Source organism: Cytobacillus sp. FSL M8-0252 (assembly GCF_038007345.1).
Classification (GTDB): domain Bacteria; phylum Bacillota; class Bacilli; order Bacillales; family Cytobacillaceae; genus Cytobacillus; species Cytobacillus kochii.
Map to the genome: position 1 here is coordinate 4,405,708 of NZ_JBBOWZ010000001.1, position 20,742 is coordinate 4,426,449.

General features: G+C 39.4%; 21 protein-coding genes. All 21 read right to left on the bottom strand.

Annotation, left to right across the window (positions count from 1 at the left end):
- Positions 1-697: 697 nt before the first annotated feature.
- Positions 698-1,105, bottom strand: coding sequence for a F0F1 ATP synthase subunit epsilon (locus MKX83_RS22335; RefSeq protein ID WP_095371595.1), 408 nt, complete (start codon positions 1,103-1,105; stop codon positions 698-700).
- Between the two features lie 22 nt (positions 1,106-1,127).
- Entirely contained in the window at positions 1,128-2,549 is a 1,422-nt protein-coding gene (gene atpD / locus MKX83_RS22340) for a F0F1 ATP synthase subunit beta (RefSeq protein WP_095371594.1), read from the bottom strand.
- Positions 2,550-2,581: 32 nt separating this feature from the next.
- Entirely contained in the window at positions 2,582-3,442 is an 861-nt protein-coding gene (locus tag MKX83_RS22345) for a F0F1 ATP synthase subunit gamma (RefSeq protein ID WP_095371593.1), read from the bottom strand.
- A 146-nt stretch (positions 3,443-3,588) separates the two neighbouring features.
- Positions 3,589-5,097: a F0F1 ATP synthase subunit alpha gene (gene atpA, locus MKX83_RS22350; protein ID WP_095371592.1), complete on the bottom strand. Its 1,509-nt coding sequence runs from the start codon at positions 5,095-5,097 to the stop codon at positions 3,589-3,591.
- A gap of 24 nt (positions 5,098-5,121) precedes the next feature.
- Positions 5,122-5,658, bottom strand: a complete 537-nt coding sequence (locus MKX83_RS22355; protein ID WP_095371591.1) for a F0F1 ATP synthase subunit delta — start codon at positions 5,656-5,658, stop codon at positions 5,122-5,124.
- Positions 5,655-6,173, bottom strand: coding sequence for a F0F1 ATP synthase subunit B (locus MKX83_RS22360; protein WP_224936757.1), 519 nt, complete (start codon positions 6,171-6,173; stop codon positions 5,655-5,657). The genes MKX83_RS22355 and MKX83_RS22360 overlap by 4 nt, the downstream gene beginning before the upstream one ends.
- 131 nt (positions 6,174-6,304) lie before the next feature.
- Positions 6,305-6,517: a F0F1 ATP synthase subunit C gene (atpE, locus tag MKX83_RS22365; RefSeq protein ID WP_095371589.1), complete on the bottom strand. Its 213-nt coding sequence runs from the start codon at positions 6,515-6,517 to the stop codon at positions 6,305-6,307.
- Positions 6,518-6,596: 79 nt separating this feature from the next.
- Positions 6,597-7,307 carry a F0F1 ATP synthase subunit A gene (atpB, locus tag MKX83_RS22370; protein ID WP_341058076.1) on the bottom strand — a complete coding sequence of 237 codons (711 nt, stop codon included), beginning with the start codon at positions 7,305-7,307 and terminating at the stop codon, positions 6,597-6,599.
- A 7-nt stretch (positions 7,308-7,314) separates the two neighbouring features.
- Positions 7,315-7,704: an ATP synthase subunit I gene (locus MKX83_RS22375; protein ID WP_095371587.1), complete on the bottom strand. Its 390-nt coding sequence runs from the start codon at positions 7,702-7,704 to the stop codon at positions 7,315-7,317.
- On the bottom strand, positions 7,676-7,933 hold the full coding sequence (locus tag MKX83_RS22380) for an AtpZ/AtpI family protein (RefSeq protein WP_341058079.1): 258 nt from the start codon (positions 7,931-7,933) through the stop codon (positions 7,676-7,678). Before MKX83_RS22380 ends, MKX83_RS22375 begins: the two co-directional genes overlap by 29 nt.
- 313 nt (positions 7,934-8,246) lie before the next feature.
- Positions 8,247-10,493 (bottom strand): S8 family serine peptidase, encoded by a 2,247-nt coding sequence (locus tag MKX83_RS22385; protein WP_341058081.1) that lies wholly within the window; start codon positions 10,491-10,493, stop codon positions 8,247-8,249.
- A 295-nt stretch (positions 10,494-10,788) separates the two neighbouring features.
- The gene (wecB, locus tag MKX83_RS22390) at positions 10,789-11,943 is read right to left on the bottom strand and encodes a non-hydrolyzing UDP-N-acetylglucosamine 2-epimerase (protein WP_341058084.1); all 1,155 of its coding nucleotides are present in this window, start codon (positions 11,941-11,943) and stop codon (positions 10,789-10,791) included.
- A gap of 145 nt (positions 11,944-12,088) precedes the next feature.
- Positions 12,089-12,718, bottom strand: a complete 630-nt coding sequence (gene upp / locus MKX83_RS22395; RefSeq protein ID WP_095371583.1) for a uracil phosphoribosyltransferase — start codon at positions 12,716-12,718, stop codon at positions 12,089-12,091.
- A 210-nt stretch (positions 12,719-12,928) separates the two neighbouring features.
- Positions 12,929-14,170, bottom strand: a complete 1,242-nt coding sequence (glyA, locus tag MKX83_RS22400) for a serine hydroxymethyltransferase (protein ID WP_341058088.1) — start codon at positions 14,168-14,170, stop codon at positions 12,929-12,931.
- Between the two features lie 279 nt (positions 14,171-14,449).
- Positions 14,450-14,986, bottom strand: coding sequence for a TIGR01440 family protein (locus tag MKX83_RS22405; protein ID WP_281203298.1), 537 nt, complete (start codon positions 14,984-14,986; stop codon positions 14,450-14,452).
- A 108-nt stretch (positions 14,987-15,094) separates the two neighbouring features.
- Positions 15,095-15,541, bottom strand: a complete 447-nt coding sequence (gene rpiB, locus MKX83_RS22410) for a ribose 5-phosphate isomerase B (RefSeq protein ID WP_281203297.1) — start codon at positions 15,539-15,541, stop codon at positions 15,095-15,097.
- A gap of 100 nt (positions 15,542-15,641) precedes the next feature.
- Entirely contained in the window at positions 15,642-16,931 is a 1,290-nt protein-coding gene (locus MKX83_RS22415; RefSeq protein ID WP_341058094.1) for a methyl-accepting chemotaxis protein, read from the bottom strand.
- 23 nt (positions 16,932-16,954) lie between these two features.
- The gene (locus MKX83_RS22420) at positions 16,955-17,416 is read right to left on the bottom strand and encodes a low molecular weight protein arginine phosphatase (protein WP_224936764.1); all 462 of its coding nucleotides are present in this window, start codon (positions 17,414-17,416) and stop codon (positions 16,955-16,957) included.
- 163 nt (positions 17,417-17,579) lie between these two features.
- Positions 17,580-18,131 (bottom strand): manganese efflux pump MntP, encoded by a 552-nt coding sequence (locus tag MKX83_RS22425; protein ID WP_341058095.1) that lies wholly within the window; start codon positions 18,129-18,131, stop codon positions 17,580-17,582.
- 594 nt (positions 18,132-18,725) lie between these two features.
- Positions 18,726-19,292: a hypothetical protein gene (locus MKX83_RS22430; protein WP_341058097.1), complete on the bottom strand. Its 567-nt coding sequence runs from the start codon at positions 19,290-19,292 to the stop codon at positions 18,726-18,728.
- A gap of 300 nt (positions 19,293-19,592) precedes the next feature.
- The gene (locus tag MKX83_RS22435; protein WP_251162317.1) at positions 19,593-20,636 is read right to left on the bottom strand and encodes an L-threonylcarbamoyladenylate synthase; all 1,044 of its coding nucleotides are present in this window, start codon (positions 20,634-20,636) and stop codon (positions 19,593-19,595) included.
- Positions 20,637-20,742: the final 106 nt, after the last annotated feature.

The following is a 20,742-nucleotide window of genomic DNA, read 5'->3' on the forward strand; positions in this document are numbered from 1 at the left end:
GCCACTAGTCATTTCCATCTATCCCATACTTCATTTATATGACAAGTTGTATAGGATATATCTTTTTTACTGAATCTTATCCGAAAAAAATAAGAACTGTTGGTAGGATAAAGAGAAGGTTTATATTATTGTGAGGAAATAGATAGATCTATATAGCTTTTGCTCACAAGGGGTCAGAAATCTTATCAGCAGGATGAGTGAAATTCAATTCACTATGAGCATGTTTGCTTGCAATTACAAAAAGATGAAGGCTGAGAAACTGAGCGTAATTGACTTATTTAACACTGGATACACTCATATTTTTCCTCTACCCCATTTTCTTGACTCGTTTAGCACCGAATCCAATCATATCTTTCTGCTACCTCATTTTTTTGACTCGTTTATCACTGAATCCAATCAAATTTTTCCGCTACCTCATTTTTTTGACTCGTTTATCATCGAATCAAATCATATTTTTCCAACCACACATTATTTGCCTCGTTTTGGTTTATCAGCTGAACTCATCCAATCAATTTAATTCACTCACGGGATTTCTGAAACGTATTGGTATTATAGAGGCATCACAGCACAAATTTATGTTATCGATTCATTCCACGGTTCGTTTACCACCCGAAAGACACGCTTAAATAGACCCACGCAAAACAAAAAACGAACCAATCCTGATGATAAAAACAGGATTGATTCGTTTTCATGATGATTATATATTTCTCTCCGAAACATTGATACGATTCATCGCACGTTTTAGTGCAAGTTCTGCACGTTTGAAGTCGACGTTTTCACGCTTTGTTTCATTCAAACGTTGTTCTGCACGATCTTTTGCACTTTTGGCACGATCAAGATCGATATCAGTTGCTTGTTCCGCAGATTGCGCTAAAATCGTTACTTGGTCCGGACGTACTTCGAGGAAACCACCGCTAACAGCAACCAAATCAGATTGATTTTCTTTCTTTAGACGGACAGCTCCAATTTGTAACGGTGCAACCATAGGGACGTGACCTGCTAAAATACCTAGCTCTCCACTTTCAGCTTTGGTACTTACCATTTCCACATCGGATTCATACACCGGGCCATCGGGAGTAACAACACTGACTTTAATCGTCTTCATTTTTTACCCTCCTGGTCCTAAATTATACCTCTACGCCCATTTTTTTAGCAGCTTCAATTACTTCTTCAATACGACCAACTAGACGGAAAGCATCTTCTGGTAGGTGGTCATATTTACCTTCAAGGATTTCTTTAAATCCTTTAACAGTTTCTTTTACAGGAACATAAGAACCTGGTTGGCCTGTAAATTGCTCTGCTACGTGGAAGTTTTGAGATAAGAAGAATTGGATACGACGCGCACGTTCAACGATAAGCTTATCTTCGTCTCCAAGCTCGTCCATACCTAGGATCGCGATAATATCTTGAAGCTCTCTGTAACGTTGTAACGTTTGTTGTACAGTACGAGCTACTTCATAATGCTCTTCACCAACTGTTTCAGGTGAAAGTGCACGTGATGTAGATGCTAATGGATCCACGGCAGGGTAAATACCCATTTCAGATAATTTACGCTCTAAGTTTGTTGTTGCATCTAAGTGAGCGAAAGTTGTTGCTGGAGCCGGGTCAGTATAGTCATCGGCAGGTACATAAATCGCTTGGATTGATGTAACAGATCCAACATTCGTTGAAGTAATACGTTCTTGTAATTTACCCATTTCAGTTGCAAGTGTTGGTTGGTAACCAACGGCAGATGGCATACGACCAAGTAGGGCAGATACCTCAGAACCTGCTTGCGTGAAACGGAAGATGTTATCCATGAAGAAAAGAACGTCTTGTCCTTGCTCATCACGGAAATATTCAGCCATTGTTAAACCAGTTAGGGCAACACGCATACGTGCTCCAGGTGGCTCATTCATTTGTCCGAATACCATCGCAGTTTTCTTAATAACGCCTGAGTCAGTCATTTCATAGTAAAGGTCATTACCTTCACGTGTACGCTCACCAACACCAGCGAATACAGAAATACCACCGTGCTCTTGAGCGATGTTATTGATTAACTCTTGAATTAAAACGGTTTTACCAACACCGGCACCACCGAATAGACCGATTTTACCACCTTTGATGTAAGGAGCAAGTAAGTCTACTACTTTAATTCCTGTTTCAAGAATTTCTACTTCTGTAGAAAGTTTTTCGAATGTAGGTGCTTCTCTATGAATAGAGTCACGACGAGCATCACCAGTAATGGCTGGATCCAGGTCAATTGTATCACCTAGTACGTTAAATACACGGCCAAGAGTGATATCACCTACTGGTACAGAGATGGCTGCACCTGTATCTATTACTTCAGTTCCACGTTGTAAACCATCTGTTGAAGACATAGCAATTGTACGTACAGTGTCATCACCTAAATGAAGGGCAACTTCAAGGGTTAAGTTGATTCCAACTTCAGATTCGTTACGCGAAGTGTTATCAATTTGCAATGCGTTATAGATTGCTGGTAATTGACCGTTTTCGAACTTTACGTCAACAACCGGACCCATAACTTGAAGAACGCGTCCTTTGTTCATCTTTTTCCCTCCTAATAAGAAATGCTATTTAATTATTCTAGAGCAGCTGCTCCACCGACAATTTCAGTAATCTCTTGAGTAATTGCAGCCTGACGCGCACGGTTATAGCTTAAGTCTAATGCATTGATTAGATCCTTCGCATTATCCGTAGCATTCTTCATCGCTGTCATACGCGCGGCATGCTCACTAGCTTTACTATCTAATAATGCACCATAGATTAAGCTTTCAGCATACTGAGGTAGCAATACTTTCAAAATTTCTTCAGCGGAAGGCTCAAATTCATACGAAGTTAACTGGTCTGACCCACTAGAAATATCTGTTAGTGGTAAGATTTTTTTCGATGTTACTTCTTGAGTAATTGCGCTGACATAGTGATTGTAATAAATGTATAGCTCATCATATGTTTCATCAGAGAACATACCAACCGTTTTAGTTGTTAAGTCTTTGATTTCAGCAAATGATGGCTGGTCTGCTACGCCGACGATATCGACGATTACATTCATCCCTTTTCCTTTGAAGAAATCAACGGCCATTCTACCAATCGCTATTATCGCAAACTCATCATTAGACTTATGTCTTTGTTGAATTGTTTGGTTAACGGCTTTTAGAACTCTACTGTTAAATGCCCCAGCTAGTCCACGGTCAGATGTAATGACGACATAACCCGTTTTCTTAACCGGACGGCTCACTAACATTGGATGTGATGCATCTGCACTACCAATTGCGATAGACGCTGTTACCTCTTGGATTTTTTCCATATAAGGTACAAATGCTTTTGCATTCATTTCCGCACGAGTCATCTTTGAAGCTGATACCATTTGCATAGCTTTTGTAATTTGACTTGTTTTCTTCGTAGAATTGATTCGGTTCTTTATATCACGTAATGATGCCACAGGTTCTCACCACCCTTATACTTAAGTGTGTTTGATTGGTTAGCGCGTAGGCTGTCCCAATCCTTATATATCATTAGATCCTGTAAAAACAATGCATGAAAAGGCAGGAAGGGACAACGATCCCATCCTGTCTAACTCTGCAATGATTATTCAGAAACCACAAACGTTTTCTTGAATTCGTTAATTGCAGCTGCCATATCTTCATCAGCCGGAAGGCCTTGAGTTGTAGCGATATGGTCAAGCAATTCTTTATGATTTTGATCTAACCAAGTAAGATATTCTTCTTCAAAACGACGGATATCTTCAACTGGAATATCATCAAGGAAACCACGAGTTAACGCATAAAGAATCGCAACTTGCTTTTCTACTTTAAGTGGTTTATTAAGGTCTTGTTTAAGAACCTCAACTGTACGAGCACCACGGTTTAACTTCGCTTGTGTTGCTGCATCTAAATCTGAACCAAATTGAGAGAATGATTCAAGTTCCCGGAATGAAGCAAGGTCTAGACGTAATGTACCAGCTACTTTTTTCATTGCCTTGATTTGTGCAGAACCACCAACACGTGATACAGAAAGACCTGCGTTAATCGCTGGACGAACACCAGAGAAGAATAGGTCAGACTGAAGGAAGATTTGTCCGTCAGTGATAGAAATAACGTTTGTTGGAATATAGGCAGAAACGTCACCTGCTTGTGTTTCAATGAAAGGTAGCGCAGTGATTGAACCGGCACCTTTTGCGTCACTTAGTTTAGCTGCACGCTCTAAAAGACGGCTGTGCAAGTAGAATACATCCCCTGGATATGCTTCACGACCTGGAGGACGACGTAATAATAATGAAAGTTCACGGTAAGCAGATGCTTGTTTTGTTAAGTCATCATAAACAACTAGTACATGTTTACCGTTATACATGAACTCTTCACCCATTGCTACCCCAGCGTATGGTGCTAAGTAAAGTAATGGAGCTGGTTGAGATGCAGATGCAGTTACAACAATCGTGTAATCTAGTGCACCTGTTTTACGTAATGTTTCAACAGCATTACGTACAGTTGATTCTTTTTGACCAATTGCAACATAGATACAAATCATATCTTGGTCAGCTTGGTTTAAAATTGTGTCGATTGCAACAGATGTTTTACCTGTTTGACGGTCCCCGATGATTAACTCACGTTGACCACGACCGATTGGCACTAATGCGTCAATCGCTTTAATACCTGTTTGTAATGGCTCATGTACAGATTTACGATCCATAACACCTGGAGCCGGTCCTTCAATCGGACGAGTTTTTGTTGTATTGATTGGTCCCATTCCATCAACAGGGTGTCCAAGAGGGTTTACAACACGGCCAATAAGTTCTTCACCTACTGGTACCTCCATGATACGTCCTGTGCGGCGTACTTCATCGCCTTCTTTGATCTCTGTGAATGGTCCTAAAATAACAATACCGACGTTACTTTCTTCAAGGTTTTGCGCCATACCCATAACGCCATTCGAAAATTCAACAAGTTCGCCAGCCATGGCGTTATCTAAACCATGAACACGCGCGATACCATCACCTACTGAGATAACTGTACCGACATCACTCACTTGAATTTCCGACTGATAACCTTCAATTTGCTTTTTTATCAGCGCACTGATTTCTTCAGCTTTGATGCTCATGAGTTTCACCCCTATCTACGAATCTTAGCCTAACAATTGTCGCTCAAGTCTATCTAGCTTGCCACGTAAGCTGCCATCGAAAATCTTGTTTCCTATGCGAAGCTTGACACCGCCCAATAAATTTGAATCAACGATATTTTCTATACGAAGGGATTGCTTGCCCACTTTAGCTGCAAATGTTGCAGATAAAGCGTTTCTCTCTTCATCAGTTAAAGGACGAACAGAGTAAACTTTCGCTTCAGCAATTCCTTTTTGCTCATCTGATAGGTCTAAGAAATGCTCGACCATACCTGTGATTTCATCTTCACGATGACGCTCCACCATGATGAGTAAAGTGTTTATCACATATGTGTTAACAGATGCAAAAGCTTCCTTTACGATCTCTTTCTTTTTTTGAATAGAGAGCTTAGGAGTCTTTAGAACTGCTTTAAATTCAGAGTCATGATTCACTACGTCTTTCACTGCACGAAGCTCATCTTCCATTTGGTCAAGAAGCTGATGTTCATTCGCAAGCTGGAATAGAGCTAACGCGTAACGTTTTGCCACTATTGAGCTCGTCATTGCTTCTCGCCTGCCTCTTGAATATATTCGTTAATTAGTTTTTCTTGATCGGCTGCACTTAATTCCTTCTCAATAACTTTCGAAGCAACTAGGACAGATAATGAAGCAACTTGTTCACGAATAGCTGATACAGCTTGTTCTTTTTGCTGCTCGATTTCAAGTTTTGCAGAATTTTTCAAACGATCGCCTTCAGCACGTGCCGCAACAATTATCTCTTCGCGTTGCGCTTCACCTTGCTTTTTCGCGCTTTCAATTAACGTTTGCGCTTCTGTACGCGCTTCTTTTAATAGAAGTTTTTGCTCTTCTAGTAATTTCTTCGCCTCTACACGACTTGCTTCTGCTGCTTCAATTTCACCAGCGATATGTTCTTCACGTTGGTTCATGATTCCCATAAGTGGGCCCCATGCAAACTTTTTAATTAAAGCTAACAAAATGATGAACATAATCAATTGGAATACGATGTCGCCACCATTAAAGCCGCCAGATGCACCTAATACATAACTATCTAATAACACCCTCGATTCACTCCCTTCAAGAGACGTTCACTTAAGGTCAAACTATTTTAAAGTCATTCGATTGATTTTCACATAAAGGAAAGGCGAAGGTCCACTTGTGATGATCTTCGCCATTTTACAAATACAAAAAATTAGCCACCGATAACCATGAATGCGATAACTACGCCGATGATCGGAATCGCCTCAACTAACGCTACCCCGATGAACATAGTAGTTTGAAGCATACCACGAGCTTCTGGTTGACGTGCCATACCTTCAACTGTTTTTGAAACGATTAATCCGTTACCAATACCTGCACCAAGTGCTGCTAAACCGATTGCGATTGCTGCTGCTATAAGACCCATTATTTGTTTCCTCCTTAAAATTTTGGAATATAATTATTTTTAACAAACATGTTTTGTTCATGTAATGAACAGGTATATATTAATGGTCGTGACTCACTTTGTGAGACATATAAACCATTGTTAACATACAGAAAATAAATGCTTGGATAGCACCGATAAATACGGAGAATCCCATCCATAATAATGTTGGTAATACTGCTACAGCTGTTCCTAAGAACCCTGTTGCAAGTGATCCTGCAAGTAATGTCAGTAGGATTTCCCCTGCATAAATATTACCGTAAAGACGCAAACCAAGTGTTAATGTGTTGGCAAACTCTTCAATGATTTTCAATGGGAACATAAACCACATTGGCTTGAAGAAATCTTTCCCATATTCTTTCAGACCCTTCACTCTCACACCATAATAATGTGAAAGACCTACCACCATCGCTGCTAGTGTAAGCGTTACGACCGGATCAGCTGTTGGTGATTTCCACCATAGCTCGTGGTTATAGGTGACTGCAAATGGAAGTCCTAGCATGTTCGATACAAATACGTACATGATGAGTGTGATTCCAAGCACGTGGAATCTACCACCATCTTTCCATGCCATGTTGCTGTTGATGATGTTCTTAACGAAGTCCATCACCCATTCAAAAAAGTTTTGCATGCCTGTCGGCTTCATTGCTAAACGACGAGTTGAAATGACAGCAATTAAGAAAACTATCGCACTTGCTACTGTTATCATCAGAATATTAGATAAGTTGAAGTTTAACCCCATAAATTCTCTCAATGGAGCTCCATGATCCATAAATTATTCACCTCTCTTCCCGCTTTTTACGTAAATGAAAAGATTGAAGAAAAAAATCTATCATAATGACTAAATAGGACGTCATTAATCCCAACACTACACTTATAAGGTGAAAATACGCTGGATACTCCAGTGCGATGATAACTGCCAAAGCGGCAGATGCCATTCGCGACATTGTTCCTAGTGAACGCACCTTTTGCTCTTTCTCTACTGCTTCTCGGAACTGAATCATCTTCCTTACAATTAACCAAAGATTAAAGAAGCTGAGAACGGTTCCCAAAATCAGGCCAAGAAAGATAGATTGATAAGACGTAAAGCCCCAGCCGAGTACAAAGAACGACAACAAGAAAAGCATGTATTTACGTTGTCTACTGAATCTTTCTTGTATTTCCGGCATATTTGTTTATTCTCCTGAAAAAAAATTGTTGGATTAAACGAAGCATGGCATAAATGCCCACTGTCAAACCTAGTAATAAACCGATTATTAGAAACAGTGGTTCGGTCTCTAGTAACCGATCGAACCATCTTCCAGCAAAAACACCTAGAAGGATGGCGCCTACTAATTGGGAAAGAATGGCGGACATGAGTGCCATCGCTTTAAAAGGGCGACGGTCATTATGACGCATTAAAACGCATCCTCTCAGTCGAGAATGGTAAGAGGTTTTCTGAGGAAAGCAGTATGTTAAATCGTCAATTTCATATGATATAAAACTATAAAATCTGCTCATGAAAACCTTATCAATAATACCCTTTGTAAGCATACAATAGGGGCATGTCAATGTCAATGCGTTTAATGGGAATTTCGCCAGTTCTCTTTTGGGCAAAATATGGATGTTCACACTTTTTTCATAAAATCTTCACTAGATTTTTCTTGCAAATTCAGAAAATTTATGCGTTATTTTTGCCAATTGTTTTTCAATTATAATAATTTTATACTGCTTAATTCCCTATCATTTCTAATTCACCATTAGCCCCAATGAATAAACGGGTCTCTATCCAATCTTCTTGTCCAGATTTGCGAGCAAATACTTTTGCAATATACAAACCAGGTTGTGGTAAATCGCTTATGAATAAATCCTCTTCTACCTGGCCTTTCTTTACATCTTTCTTCCAATCGAGCATGCCTATAAAAGTTAATGAAGTTGAATCGAATAAAGCAATCCCAAACTCTTCAGCTCCACCTGGTAAATATACTTCATAGCGATACGTTTTCTTACTATCACCTTTACCAAAACTAAAGCCCATGACACGGGGATAATCCGGTTCTTCCAATACGTATAAATAAGGAAGCTGAATCGTTTGCTTATTACTATTCAATCGAATCGTACCGTCTGCCAGTTTTTCAGTGAGTTCTTTCGGATTGACGATCATATGTAAACGAATGGTTTTCTTCTCCTTAGGCTCAAGCATAAATGATAATGGTAGACGCCATTCAATCCCCTTTTGTTTTTTCGGGATTTCAAAAGCATAGGACTGCTTTTCATCGGTTGTATTTTCTACCGTAATTTTTGCTACATGGTCATGATGTTGTTCTGATAACTTAAACTTACCAAACTGTATGGACGATGGATAGATCAATGTGGATGTCATTAATGCTTCCTTCAATTGAATCCGGCCCGCACCTTGTTCAAAAGTCCGGTAAGGTGTACCAACTTCATTCACCATAGATAAGGCTGTATTCATGAGTGCTGCTTTTACTTGTTCAGGTCGCCAATCAGGATGAGCCTGTATTAACAAAGCAGCTGCCCCCGCCACATGAGGCGCTGCCATACTTGTTCCTTGTAATGGTGTGTACCCACCAGGTACCGTACTATTAATGGCTACTCCTGGTGCAACCACATCGGGCTTTATTTCCCAAGTAGAAGTCACAGGACCCCTTGAGCTAAATTCAGCTAAGATGTCTTTTTCTTCCTTTATCACTGTTTGTCCATATAATCTTTTAGCTTGTGAAAGCTCTTGATTAATCTCTTCCCCATCTGCCTTCGTTAAGGACACAACCGGGATATCTAACAGCTCTTCTAAATTGCCCATGAAGGAGCCCGGTGTATTATTGTATATGAGCAAAGCAATTGCTCCTGCTTCCTTGGCATTCTTACTTTTTTCCGTGAAAGTTAATTCCCCTCTCTCAACAATAACTACTTTTCCATTAGCCCCTTTTAATTGCTCCTCTTTCCCAATGCCACCGTTATATAACTCAAATGACTTGTTTAAATCCCATGGAATCGTTCCTTGCATTGGGTACAACTTCATTTCTTTTTTACCAATATGTAAATAAGGTACTTTTAATGTAGGGGTAGAAGCTCCTACAGAAATAGCTTTGGCAGCCGTACCCGGTGAGCCAACACTCCATATGCCAGGCCCTGAATTACCGGATGATGTAACAGCAACAATTCCACTATCGACTGCCTTATTTAAAGCAAGACTAATAGGGAGATCAGGTCCGTTTACATTATTTCCCAATGAAAGATTAATGACATCTACTTTATCTTTCATTGCTTGTTCTATTGCTTGTAACACTTGCTCTGTCGTCCCGCTTCCTCCTGGGCCTAAAGCACGATATGCAATAATCTCAGCTTTTGGTGCTACACCTTTTACTTTTCCGTTGGCTGCAATGATACCTGCCACATGGGTGCCGTGCAATGTATCCAACCGTCCCATATTCACTGTTTCCATCGGATCGTCATCTTGGTCCACGAGGTCTTTCCCACCACCATAACTAATGCGTAAATCTGGATGACGATAATCAATTCCCGTATCAATGACGCCAACCTTAACACCTTCTCCAGTGAGGCGGTGATTATCATCATCAAAATATCCTCTAATGGCTTCTCCACCAATCAGCTGAATATTGTCATTCTCTGCTTGCACAGTATAATTTTGTACGGTCGTAAGGTGATGAATTGGTTGATTCCCTTCTATTTGTGCTAACTTATCATTTGTTGCTTCAACTGAAAATCCTTTGAGGGCATAGTTAAATATGTATCTTATTGCGACACCTTGTGCTTTAAGCTTCTCCTTTTCTACTTGTAAGTCAGCGTCATCACTATAAACGATGATAGCTACTTGTTCTTCTGTTTGAATTTCATCCAAGGAAGGCACTATTAGTTGAGATGAAGATGCGCTCATACCTAACGTACAAGGAAAAAGAAAAAGAATAATAACGAGAATAAATAGATTTTTCTTCATTACGACGCCTCCTTTTTTATGTTAGCGTCTTCGATTTCTTGCCTCCCTATACTACGGAATTTAATGGGAAGCGCAAATAAAAAAGGTGAATACCTTTTTTAAACTTAGGCAATCACCTTTTTTATTATAGGCTGTTTAAAACCAATGTGGAATGGAGCAGAAATCCTCGAGTTACCGTGCAGGCAAAACCCGAGGATGCTTATATGATCTTCGCGAAAAAGCGAGTGTCTAGTGCACAATGAAAAGAATCAATTGTCATAAGTAGTTAAAAGCTACATCCGTTACGAAAATAGCGTTATGATATTAAGGGATTAAATGGAGCTGGCCTCTTTAAACCTTCACGAAAATAATACCTAATGGCCTCTGCAATTCTTTCAGAAGCGTGACCATCCCCGTATGGATTAGAAGCTTTCGACATCATATCGTACGCCTGTTTACTAGTTAATAGTTCATGAGCGTTTGCATAGATAACTTCCTCATCTGTACCAACGAGTTTCAATGTACCTGCTTGAATACCTTCAGGGCGTTCTGTTGTATCACGCAACACTAACACAGGCACTCCTAGCGATGGTGCTTCTTCTTGTACACCACCTGAATCAGTTAAAATTAAATGGGCACGCGAGGAAAAATTATGAAAGTCGATCATTCCTAGTGGTTCAATCAAATGAATCCGAGGATGCCCTTGTAAAATTTCATTTGCGACTTCTCTTACAGCAGGGTTTAGGTGAACAGGGTATACTAATTGTACATCTTCATGCGTTTCGACAATTTTTTTGATCGCTTTAAACATATGTCTCATCGGCTCGCCAAGATTTTCCCTGCGATGGGCTGTCATCAAGATTAAGCGATCGTCACCAATTTTCTCTAAAATCTCATGCTGATATTCCGGTCGAACTGTTGTTTTTAACGCATCAATCGCCGTATTACCCGTAATGAATATTTGCTCTGCAGATTTATTTTCCCGCAATAGATTATCGGCCGATTTCTCTGTTGGCGAGAAATGAAGATCACTGATTACACCTGTCAGCTGACGATTCATTTCTTCTGGGTAAGGAGAAAATTTGTTCCAAGTGCGTAAGCCTGCCTCCACGTGACCGACAGTAATCCCGTTATAAAAAGCTGCTAAACTGGCCGCAAATGATGTTGTTGTATCCCCATGAACAAGAACAATGTCTGGTTCAACCTCTTTCATTACTTCATCTAAACCAGACAATACACGGTTTGTCACTTCTACTAACGTTTGTCTTGCTTTCATAATATTTAAATCAAAATCCGGTTCTATTTGAAAAATCCTAAGCACCTGATCAAGCATTTCTCGATGTTGAGCAGTCACTGTAACGATAGAATGAAAGTCTTGTGGGTGCTTGTTGAGCTCAAGAATAAGCGGTGCCATCTTTATCGCTTCAGGTCTTGTTCCAAATATACTCATTACCTTAATCGGTCTTTGCATAAAACACTCGTCCACCTTTCTAAAAGAAGTGCTGGTTGCACTCACCTTCCGACAAACAGCTGTCGAACAGATCTTTATCAGATCCACTTCTTGTAAAAAAGCCCGTCCAAGGACGGGCTCATTTTCTATAATTAACTTTATTTTATTATTTCGTACCGAATAAACGATCTCCCGCATCCCCAAGACCAGGAACGATGTAGCCTTTTTCGTTTAACATTTCATCTAATGCAGCGATATATATATCCACATCCGGATGGGCTTCTTTTAATGCTTCTACCCCTTCAGGTGCAGCAATTAAACACATGAATTTAATGCTTTTTCCTCCGCGTTTTTTCAAAGAATTGATTGCTTCAATTGCAGATCCGCCTGTTGCAAGCATTGGATCAACAACAATGAAGTCACGCTCTTCAATATCACCAGGGAATTTTGCATAGTACTCAACTGGCTTTAAAGTCTCTGGATCACGATATAGGCCAACATGTCCTACTTTAGCTGCAGGGATTAATTTCAAAATACCGTCTACCATCCCAATACCCGCACGTAAAATTGGTACAATTCCCATTTTCTTTCCAGAAAGCACTTTTGAATTTGTTTTTTGAACCGGTGTATCTATTTCAATTTCTTCTAAAGGCATATCTCTCGTGATTTCGAAAGCCATCAAAGTTGATACTTCATCAACGAGTTCACGGAATTCTTTCGTACCTGTATTTTTTTCACGAATGTATGTAAGCTTATGTTGGATTAATGGATGATCGAAAACATATACTTTTGCCATAAATATCTCTCCTTTTACTGATTGTACAAATCACACTTCGTACTATTTTACAGAAAAAATGTTTGTGGGGCAACTACGATTCTTGACATAGAAACATTTATTGCCATTGGAAGAAAAGAAAATGTTGAAGATGCTTTTAGAACATTCGTTATAGATGGCATAACTTAACAAAAATCCAGCCCTCAAGAGAAGGCTGGATAAACTAGATGATTATCTTTCTGGATATAAAATAAATTTGCTTGTTAATGCTTCTACTCGTTGTGAAGCTTCAGCTAACTTTTCTTCGTCTTCCGCATTTTTCAACGTGAACGCGATAATAGAAGCAATCTCTTCCATATCGTTCTTGGCAAATCCACGAGAAGTAACTGCAGCTGTACCAATACGTATACCACTTGTCACAAATGGGCTTTCTGGATCAAATGGAATTGTATTTTTATTAACAGTAATACCTACTTCATCAAGTACTTTTTCTGCTACTTTACCTGTTAAACCTAATGAACGAACATCTACAAGTAAAAGATGGTTATCTGTTCCATCAGATACTAAGTCGATGCCTTCTTTTTTAAGTGACTCTGCTAAATGCTTAGCATTTGTGATAATGCTTTCCGCATATTCTTTAAAGCTATCTTCTAATACCTCTCCGAAAGCTACAGCTTTAGCGGCAATGACATGCATTAATGGACCACCTTGAATACCTGGGAAAATCGATTTGTCGATTTTTTTCGCAAATTCTTCTTTGCAAAGAATCATACCACCACGTGGACCTCTTAATGTTTTATGAGTTGTTGTTGTTACGAAATCAGCGTATGGTACTGGATTAGGGTGAAGACCAGCTGCCACTAAGCCCGCAATATGAGCCATATCGACCATTAAATAAGCGTCAACCTCATCTGCAATTTCACGGAAACGCTTGAAGTCAATTACACGAGGATACGCGCTTGCACCTGCTACAATTAGCTTCGGTTTATGCTCTTTCGCTTTTGCTAATACATCATCGTAATTGATGGTATGAGATGTTTCGTCTACACCATATTCAACGAAATTATATTGGACACCACTAAAGTTTACAGGACTCCCGTGCGTTAAGTGGCCACCGTGGGATAGATTCATACCAAGGACAGTATCACCTTGTTCTAAAATCGTGAAGTACACTGCCATGTTTGCTTGCGCACCTGAATGAGGCTGAACATTCGCATGCTCGGCTCCAAAGATTTGCTTCGCACGATCTCTAGCTAAATCTTCCACTACATCAACATGCTCACAGCCACCATAGTAACGACGACCAGGATACCCTTCAGCATATTTATTCGTGAGAACAGATCCTTGTGCCTCCATTACCGCCTCTGACACAAAGTTCTCTGAAGCGATTAATTCAATCTTACTTCTTTGACGTCCTAATTCATCTTGAATTGATTTGAAAACTTGCTCGTCCTGCTGCGCTAAATGCTTCATACAATAATCCTCCCTTATCTCTACCACACTATCAAAAATGAATAGCTATTATGAAAATTCTCCTTTATTCTATCATGTTTTTTCGGGAGGATACAGGCAAGCTTACTGTTTATTAAGAGAAAAAAATTATCCATACTAACGGAAAACGGTTACATGTAAATGATTATGAAATGGAGGGTAAAGTTGGTATTTTTGAATAAAAGGTGTGCAGAAATAATGAGTAACATACATCATTTATCTACTTATCGCTAGCAGCACATTATCAGACAATGACTATTTCTATTGGTAGACCGCTCTTTCTCCTCCAATCAACTTCGGCCTAGTCGTTGCTAATGTGACGTGTGCACCACCTACTTCTTTTAATGAAAGACGGATAGGTACAACCACATGCTTCAAGTGCATGCCAATGAAGGTATCACCGATATCTATCCCTGCATCAGCTTTTATATGCTCGACTACAACAGGGTCATCCAAATGTTGAAACGCATAAGTCGCCATCGCACCACCCGCTTTTCGGATTGGCACAACACTCACCTCTTCTAAGTTATACTTCTTAGCGGATGCCCGTTCGAGAACAATGGCGCGATTTAAATGCTCACAGCATTGAAAAGCGATTTGAACATTTGTTTGTTTTTGTAAGTTCATTAGTTCTGAAAAAATGAATTCAGCCACACCCTCTGAACCAGCCGTGCCGATATGATTACTCATCACTTCACTCGTACTACAGCCAATAACAATTAATTTGTCTTCGTTTAGTGAGACTTTTTGTGTAAACTCTGTTAAAATATCCCGCCATTGTTGTTTTAACTCTTCCATCATCAGATGCTCCCTCTCTTCTCAGATTTATTCATAACCTTAGCTAATAGATAAAAAAGATGCATATGTCTTCCTTCCTTTCATGAAGTCAACATATGCAACAAAGTTTTATAAATTTTCTTTTTCGTATTGATCTATCTTCCCAATACGGTTCTGATGACGCCCGCCTTCGTAATCCGTGCCAAGCCATACTTGGGCAATCTCTCTTGCAAGCCCTGGGCCAATGACTCTTTCTCCCATCGCTAACACATTACTATCATTATGCTGTCTGGTTGCTTTCGCACTGAAAGTATCATGAACAAGCGCACAGCGAATACCTTTCACTTTATTGGCTGCTATAGACATCCCAATCCCTGTCCCACAAACGAGAATACCTTTATCAAATTCACCGCTCGCTACTTTTTCAGCAACCGGCAAAGCATAATCAGGGTAATCTACAGAAGTACTACACTCACAACCAAAATCTTCATATTCAATATTGAGTTCTTCTAATAATGATTTTATTTCCGCACGAATGTTTAATCCACCGTGATCTGATGCAATTGCAACTTTCATTTTTTTATGCCTCCAATCAAACTTGATTGTATGATTATCACTTTATTCTGACACAAAATTTAAAAATTATAAAGATGCAATTACTTTTCAGTTGGGTAGGCTACACTTTAAATTTATTCATATCTGTTTTTAACTGGTTTGCTTGCTCTTGTAATTCTTTTACTAGTATGTCGACTGTATCAATCACAGATGTTTGAGCCTCAGTTGAAGCAGCAACTTGTTGTGCACCAGCAGACGTTTCCTCCGCAATCGCTGCTACTTGCTGCGATTGGGCTGAAGTTTCCTGCATGGCATGCATTTGTTTATCTACTAGATCTTTAATCATGGTCACTGCAGCATTCATTTGATCTACAGTTTGCGTCATCTCTTCAATGACGGCATGTGTCTCGGTCCCTTTTTGTGCTTCTTGATTGGCAGACTCCACTTGATTAGAAATTTGACTGACCACATTACGCACTTCTTCTTGAATGTTTTTAATTAATTCCGATATTCCTTGCACAGCTTTCGCACTTTCATCAGCCAACTTGCGCACTTCTTCGGCTACTACAGCAAAGCCCTTCCCATGCTCTCCTGCTCTCGCCGCTTCAATAGAAGCATTTAATGCTAATAAGTTTGTTTGCGTAGCAATATCGCCAACAAGTTGGATAATTTGTTCTACTTTGACTGCATTTTCTTCTAAAATTTTTACAGTCTCTAACGATTTCTGATTACCTACTGCTAGTTTTTCTATTCCAGAAATAAGTGAATGCATGGCATGTTTGGATTTATTCAGATCACCGAAAAGCTCTTCAGATACTTGCTCAGATTGCTTTGCCTGCACCTGAACTTCTTCAGCAATTCGAATGACTTCATCAACAAGTTCGGCAACAGATTGAGTTGCGACCGCTGAGTTTTCTGCTCCTTGAGATATTTCTGAGATAGTTGTAGCAATTGCTTCAGCCTGCTCATTAGCAACCGAAGACTCAGAGGAAATTTCGTGCACTTTTTTATTTGTCATAGCAAAGTTCTCATCAATTCGTTCAATCATTTCTCTTAAACTCGTTAGCATTTGATTAAAGGCTAATCCTAAAGAACGTATTTCATCATCCGAACGCGACACCTTTGCCTTTTCTTGTAAATTACCATTCGCTGCTTTTATAGCAGAAATCTCTAAGTCTTTAAGTGGTTTTGTAATAAACCCTGCTGCAATAAACGCTAAGATCGCAGACCATATCGCTCCAAGCAAAAGGACAATAATCGTAAAAAATTCTTTACTTATCGGCATATTTCCCATTAAAGGATATACGAACTGAATACATATCGCGCTTATTGAGTATGTAATAACGGCTAATACTGAGATGAGAAGAACCAATTTTTTTCTTAAACTAAATTTCATCTTACGCGTCTCCATGATTGCCCCCTACTTCAACCTGTTCATCTTTGTTTATCTTGATTCCTATCTTTTAATATTTCTGCTATTTTTCTTATGCTTCCCTGTAGTTCATTATAGGTTTCTTTATATTGTTGCAACGTCCCCCCGAATGGATCAATGATATCTTCTTGTTTACCATCATAAGCAAACTCTTTTATTAAAAAAACTTTTCCCTTAGCATTAGGAAAATGTGATAAAATCGCATGTTTATGTCCATTAGTCATCACTAATATATGTGTCGCCCATTGAATAAGCTCTTCATTCAATTGAGCTGATTGATGATTGATGCTTATGCCCTCTTCTTCTAAAACTTGCGATGTATAAGCAGATGCAGGTCCACCTTGACTTGCAAAAATCCCCGCAGATTTCACCTTCACATCAGGAATGTCTATATGACGTAATATCGCTTCAGCCATGGGGCTTCGACAAGTGTTACCTGTACAAATAAATAAAACGTGAGCCATAAAGCTCGCCTCCTTCTCTTACATTATAATCCAAAACTCCTATTTGATATAGACAAAATAAGGTGTCTATCACCGACATATTTCGACAATTTTAAGAATTTTTTGTCGAAATACATCAATAATACGCACCTTAACTGCTTTTTATTAGGAAATTTTAACCATATTACATGAATAACATTTTGACGCCAAAAGCAAAAAGAATCGCCCCTCCAAGTGTCTCACTATATTTACCGAACCATCCTTGCATTCTTCTTCCTATCATTAATCCTGCCCAAGTAAGAACCATCGCAATTACACCAAATAATGTAAGAACAAGAGCCGTTTTTGCCCCCAATACACCTAATGTAAGCCCGACTGAAAAGCTGTCTAAACTTACACTTAATGCAAAAATTAATAAGCCAAAACCTACAGGGGTTAACAGACTTTCTTTTTCAGCCTTTAAGCTTGACCAGAACATTCGCAGGCCCAAAAGCATCAACAAACCGGCACCAATATAGGCAGCAATCTCACTAAAATAAACCGATAAAAACTTCCCTGCCATCATTCCTAACATTGGCATGATGACATGAAATACTCCAATCGTAAAGCCTATATATAATATTTGCCGATACCTTAATTTGTACATCCCCATACCTAATCCAACTGAAAATGCATCCATTCCTAAGGCAAACGCCATTAAACTTAAAGTTAAGACTTCACCTACTAACAACGTCATCTCTTTAGCCTCCTCGGGACTTGCTCTTTTGAAGATATGCATGTCCAAGGAGAATTAGAATTGTTTTTTTAGGCGAAACAAAACAGCTTCGATAGAATCAAATATGATGGTTAAAAACTCAGCGCCTCTCTATAGGCTGGGGGATGTAGTTACGCCGCAGGATCATGCAAAATGCATACATACAGGGATTTTTGTATGGTTGTTTTGCCAGAGGATTCACAATTAAGGTAGGTTTTTTCTGTTTTCATAGTGATCTTCACTAGCAAAGATGCATCAATAGAGTTGCTTGCGGTGGATATCTTGCAGTAAAGAAGGAAACAAACGTTGTTTATAGATGATGAAATGTAAATTATTTGCAGGGTGAATCATTTTTAGTAGGCTTTTCGCGAATGATTTGGCATGAGATTTCTTTTTTAGTAGGGCTTTTGCTCTTTTCTCGACTTATCTTAGTTGGTTCTCCTTTTTTAGTCGCGATTCTTGCCTTTTTGCGACTTATAAAGAGTTTCACTGCTTTTTTAGTCGCGTATTTCCTCTTTTCACGACTTATCTTAGACGGTTCTCTTTTTTTAGTCGCGATTCTTGCCTTTTTGCGACTTATAAGAGTTTCACTGCTTTTTTAGTCGCGTATTTGACCTTTTCACGACTTATCATAGTCGGTTCTCCTTTTTTAGTCGCGATTCTTGGCCTTTTGCGACTTATAAAGAGTTTCACTGCTTTTTTAGTCGCGTATTTGACCTTTTCACGACTTATCTTAGTCGGTTCTCCTTTTTCAGTCGCGATTCTTGGCTTTTTGCGACTTATAAAGAGTTTCACTGCTTTTTTAGTCGCGTATTTGACCTTTTCACGACTTATCTTAGTTGGTTCTCCTTTTTCAGTCGCGATTCTTGCCTTTTTGCGACTTATAAAAAGTTTCACTGCTTTTTTAGTCGCGTATTTCCTCTTTTCTCGACTTATCATAGTCGGTTCTCCTTTTTTAGTCGCGATTCTTGCCTTTTTGCGACTTATAAAGAGTTTCACTGCTTTTTTAGTCGCGTATTTGACCTTTTCACGACTTATCTTAGTTGGTTCTCCTTTTTCAGTCGCGATTCTTGGCTTTTTGCGACTTATAAAGAGTTTCACTGCTTTTTTAGTCGCGTATTTCCTCTTTTCACGACTGATCATAGACGGTTCTCCTTTTTTAGTCGCGATTTTCCTCTTTTCGCGACTTATCAAGGACGGTGCTTCTTTTTTAGTCGCACAAAATAAAAAAGCCCCGCTAATAAGTAATACAATCGGAATATGATCACTTTACCCACACAACTTACCGGATTTCTAATGAAATAGCACGCTATAGGAATCATTGAAAAAATCTTAGTAACCAACATTTGAGCTTCTGTTTTAGTTTTTAAGGTAACAAGGGATAACAAATCAGAACCTGAACAATTTTCGTTCAGGTCCTGAAACACTCATCTTTAAGTCTACTTATAATTGAATGCGCCGATGGCCTGCTGCTTTTTCTAAGCGATTCATAATCGCCACACCGACACCTTCATATGGGAAAACCTCACCTAAAATGATATCGACATTCTCATGATTAAATGCTCTCAAGGCATAGTATAAACCAGCAGCCACCGTATCTAGCGCTTCCCGCGCACCCATAGAAAGGACAACATCCGTTTCATAGAAATCTTTATTTTCATCTGTTGTCAGTACACCTACTCGCAGTCCTTCTGCCCTTTTTTCATTGATCAATTGTTGCAACTGCATCGGAGTTGAATCGACTAATGTTAATGGTGCATCTGGTGCGTAATGTGTATATTTCATACCAGGCGATTTTGGTTTGGCTTGTTGATTATGTAGCGCGGGATCTAATTTTACTTCACCTATCACCGCAATCATCTGTTCCTTGGTCACACCACCCGGCCGTAGAATAACAGGTATCTCTTCTGTGCAATCAATAACGGTTGACTCCACACCAACGCCAGTAGCTCCTCCGTCTACCACACCAGCAATTTTTCCTTCTAAATCTTCCCACACGTGATCCGCTGTTGTTGGACTCGGTCTTCCCGAGCTATTTGCACTTGGAGCAGCTATTGGTAATTCAGTTTGGGCAAGAATGGCTAACGCTACAGGATGATCCGGCATACGGAAGCCAACGGTTTGTAATCCTGCTGTTGCTAAATCAGAAAGGCTACCCCTTTTTTTCTTAAGAATAATCGTTAATGGTCCTGGCCAAAAGGCATCCATCAATTGCTCTGCCTTTAATGGAATCTCTTCAGCCAGTTCCTGCAGTTGCATTCTCTTTGCTATATGAATAATTAAGGGATTATCTGCCGGCCTTCCTTTGGCAGCAAAAATTTTCTCTACGGCACCGTCACTTTTTGCATTCCCACCTAACCCATATACGGTTTCAGTTGGAAAAGCAACAACCTCATTTTCTTTAAGTAAATCAGAGGCTTGGACAATTTGTGGGTAACTATTCAAATTATCCACATTATTATCCACTGACCATCTAATTGTTTTCATTGTTATCCACCTTCAATATCTTTCATTCTAAATAGGAGAAATCCCCCTATTTTCAGTCTATCATCTAAGACAGTATAAAAGAAGCAAGGTGATAACTCAAGGTATT

Coding starts and splice junctions, on each gene's coding strand:
- atpA (WP_095371592.1), bottom strand. CDS start 5,097: ATGAGCATCAAAGCTGAAGAAATCAGTGCGCTGATAAAAAAGCAAATT.
- atpE (WP_095371589.1), bottom strand. CDS start 6,517: ATGGGTCTTATAGCAGCAGCAATCGCAATCGGTTTAGCAGCACTTGGT.
- MKX83_RS22375 (WP_095371587.1), bottom strand. CDS start 7,704: ATGCCGGAAATACAAGAAAGATTCAGTAGACAACGTAAATACATGCTT.
- MKX83_RS22420 (WP_224936764.1), bottom strand. CDS start 17,416: ATGGCTCACGTTTTATTTATTTGTACAGGTAACACTTGTCGAAGCCCC.
- MKX83_RS22415 (WP_341058094.1), bottom strand. CDS start 16,931: ATGGAGACGCGTAAGATGAAATTTAGTTTAAGAAAAAAATTGGTTCTT.
- rpiB (WP_281203297.1), bottom strand. CDS start 15,541: ATGAAAGTTGCAATTGCATCAGATCACGGTGGATTAAACATTCGTGCG.
- MKX83_RS22385 (WP_341058081.1), bottom strand. CDS start 10,493: ATGAAGAAAAATCTATTTATTCTCGTTATTATTCTTTTTCTTTTTCCT.
- MKX83_RS22380 (WP_341058079.1), bottom strand. CDS start 7,933: ATGCGTCATAATGACCGTCGCCCTTTTAAAGCGATGGCACTCATGTCC.
- MKX83_RS22405 (WP_281203298.1), bottom strand. CDS start 14,986: ATGGAAGAGTTAAAACAACAATGGCGGGATATTTTAACAGAGTTTACA.
- MKX83_RS22335 (WP_095371595.1), bottom strand. CDS start 1,105: ATGAAGACGATTAAAGTCAGTGTTGTTACTCCCGATGGCCCGGTGTAT.
- glyA (WP_341058088.1), bottom strand. CDS start 14,170: ATGAAGCATTTAGCGCAGCAGGACGAGCAAGTTTTCAAATCAATTCAA.
- wecB (WP_341058084.1), bottom strand. CDS start 11,943: ATGCAAAGACCGATTAAGGTAATGAGTATATTTGGAACAAGACCTGAA.
- MKX83_RS22430 (WP_341058097.1), bottom strand. CDS start 19,292: ATGATCAGTCGTGAAAAGAGGAAATACGCGACTAAAAAAGCAGTGAAA.
- atpB (WP_341058076.1), bottom strand. CDS start 7,307: ATGGATCATGGAGCTCCATTGAGAGAATTTATGGGGTTAAACTTCAAC.
- upp (WP_095371583.1), bottom strand. CDS start 12,718: ATGGCAAAAGTATATGTTTTCGATCATCCATTAATCCAACATAAGCTT.
- MKX83_RS22435 (WP_251162317.1), bottom strand. CDS start 20,636: ATGAAAACAATTAGATGGTCAGTGGATAATAATGTGGATAATTTGAAT.
- MKX83_RS22355 (WP_095371591.1), bottom strand. CDS start 5,658: ATGACGAGCTCAATAGTGGCAAAACGTTACGCGTTAGCTCTATTCCAG.
- atpD (WP_095371594.1), bottom strand. CDS start 2,549: ATGAACAAAGGACGCGTTCTTCAAGTTATGGGTCCGGTTGTTGACGTA.
- MKX83_RS22425 (WP_341058095.1), bottom strand. CDS start 18,131: ATGACGTTGTTAGTAGGTGAAGTCTTAACTTTAAGTTTAATGGCGTTT.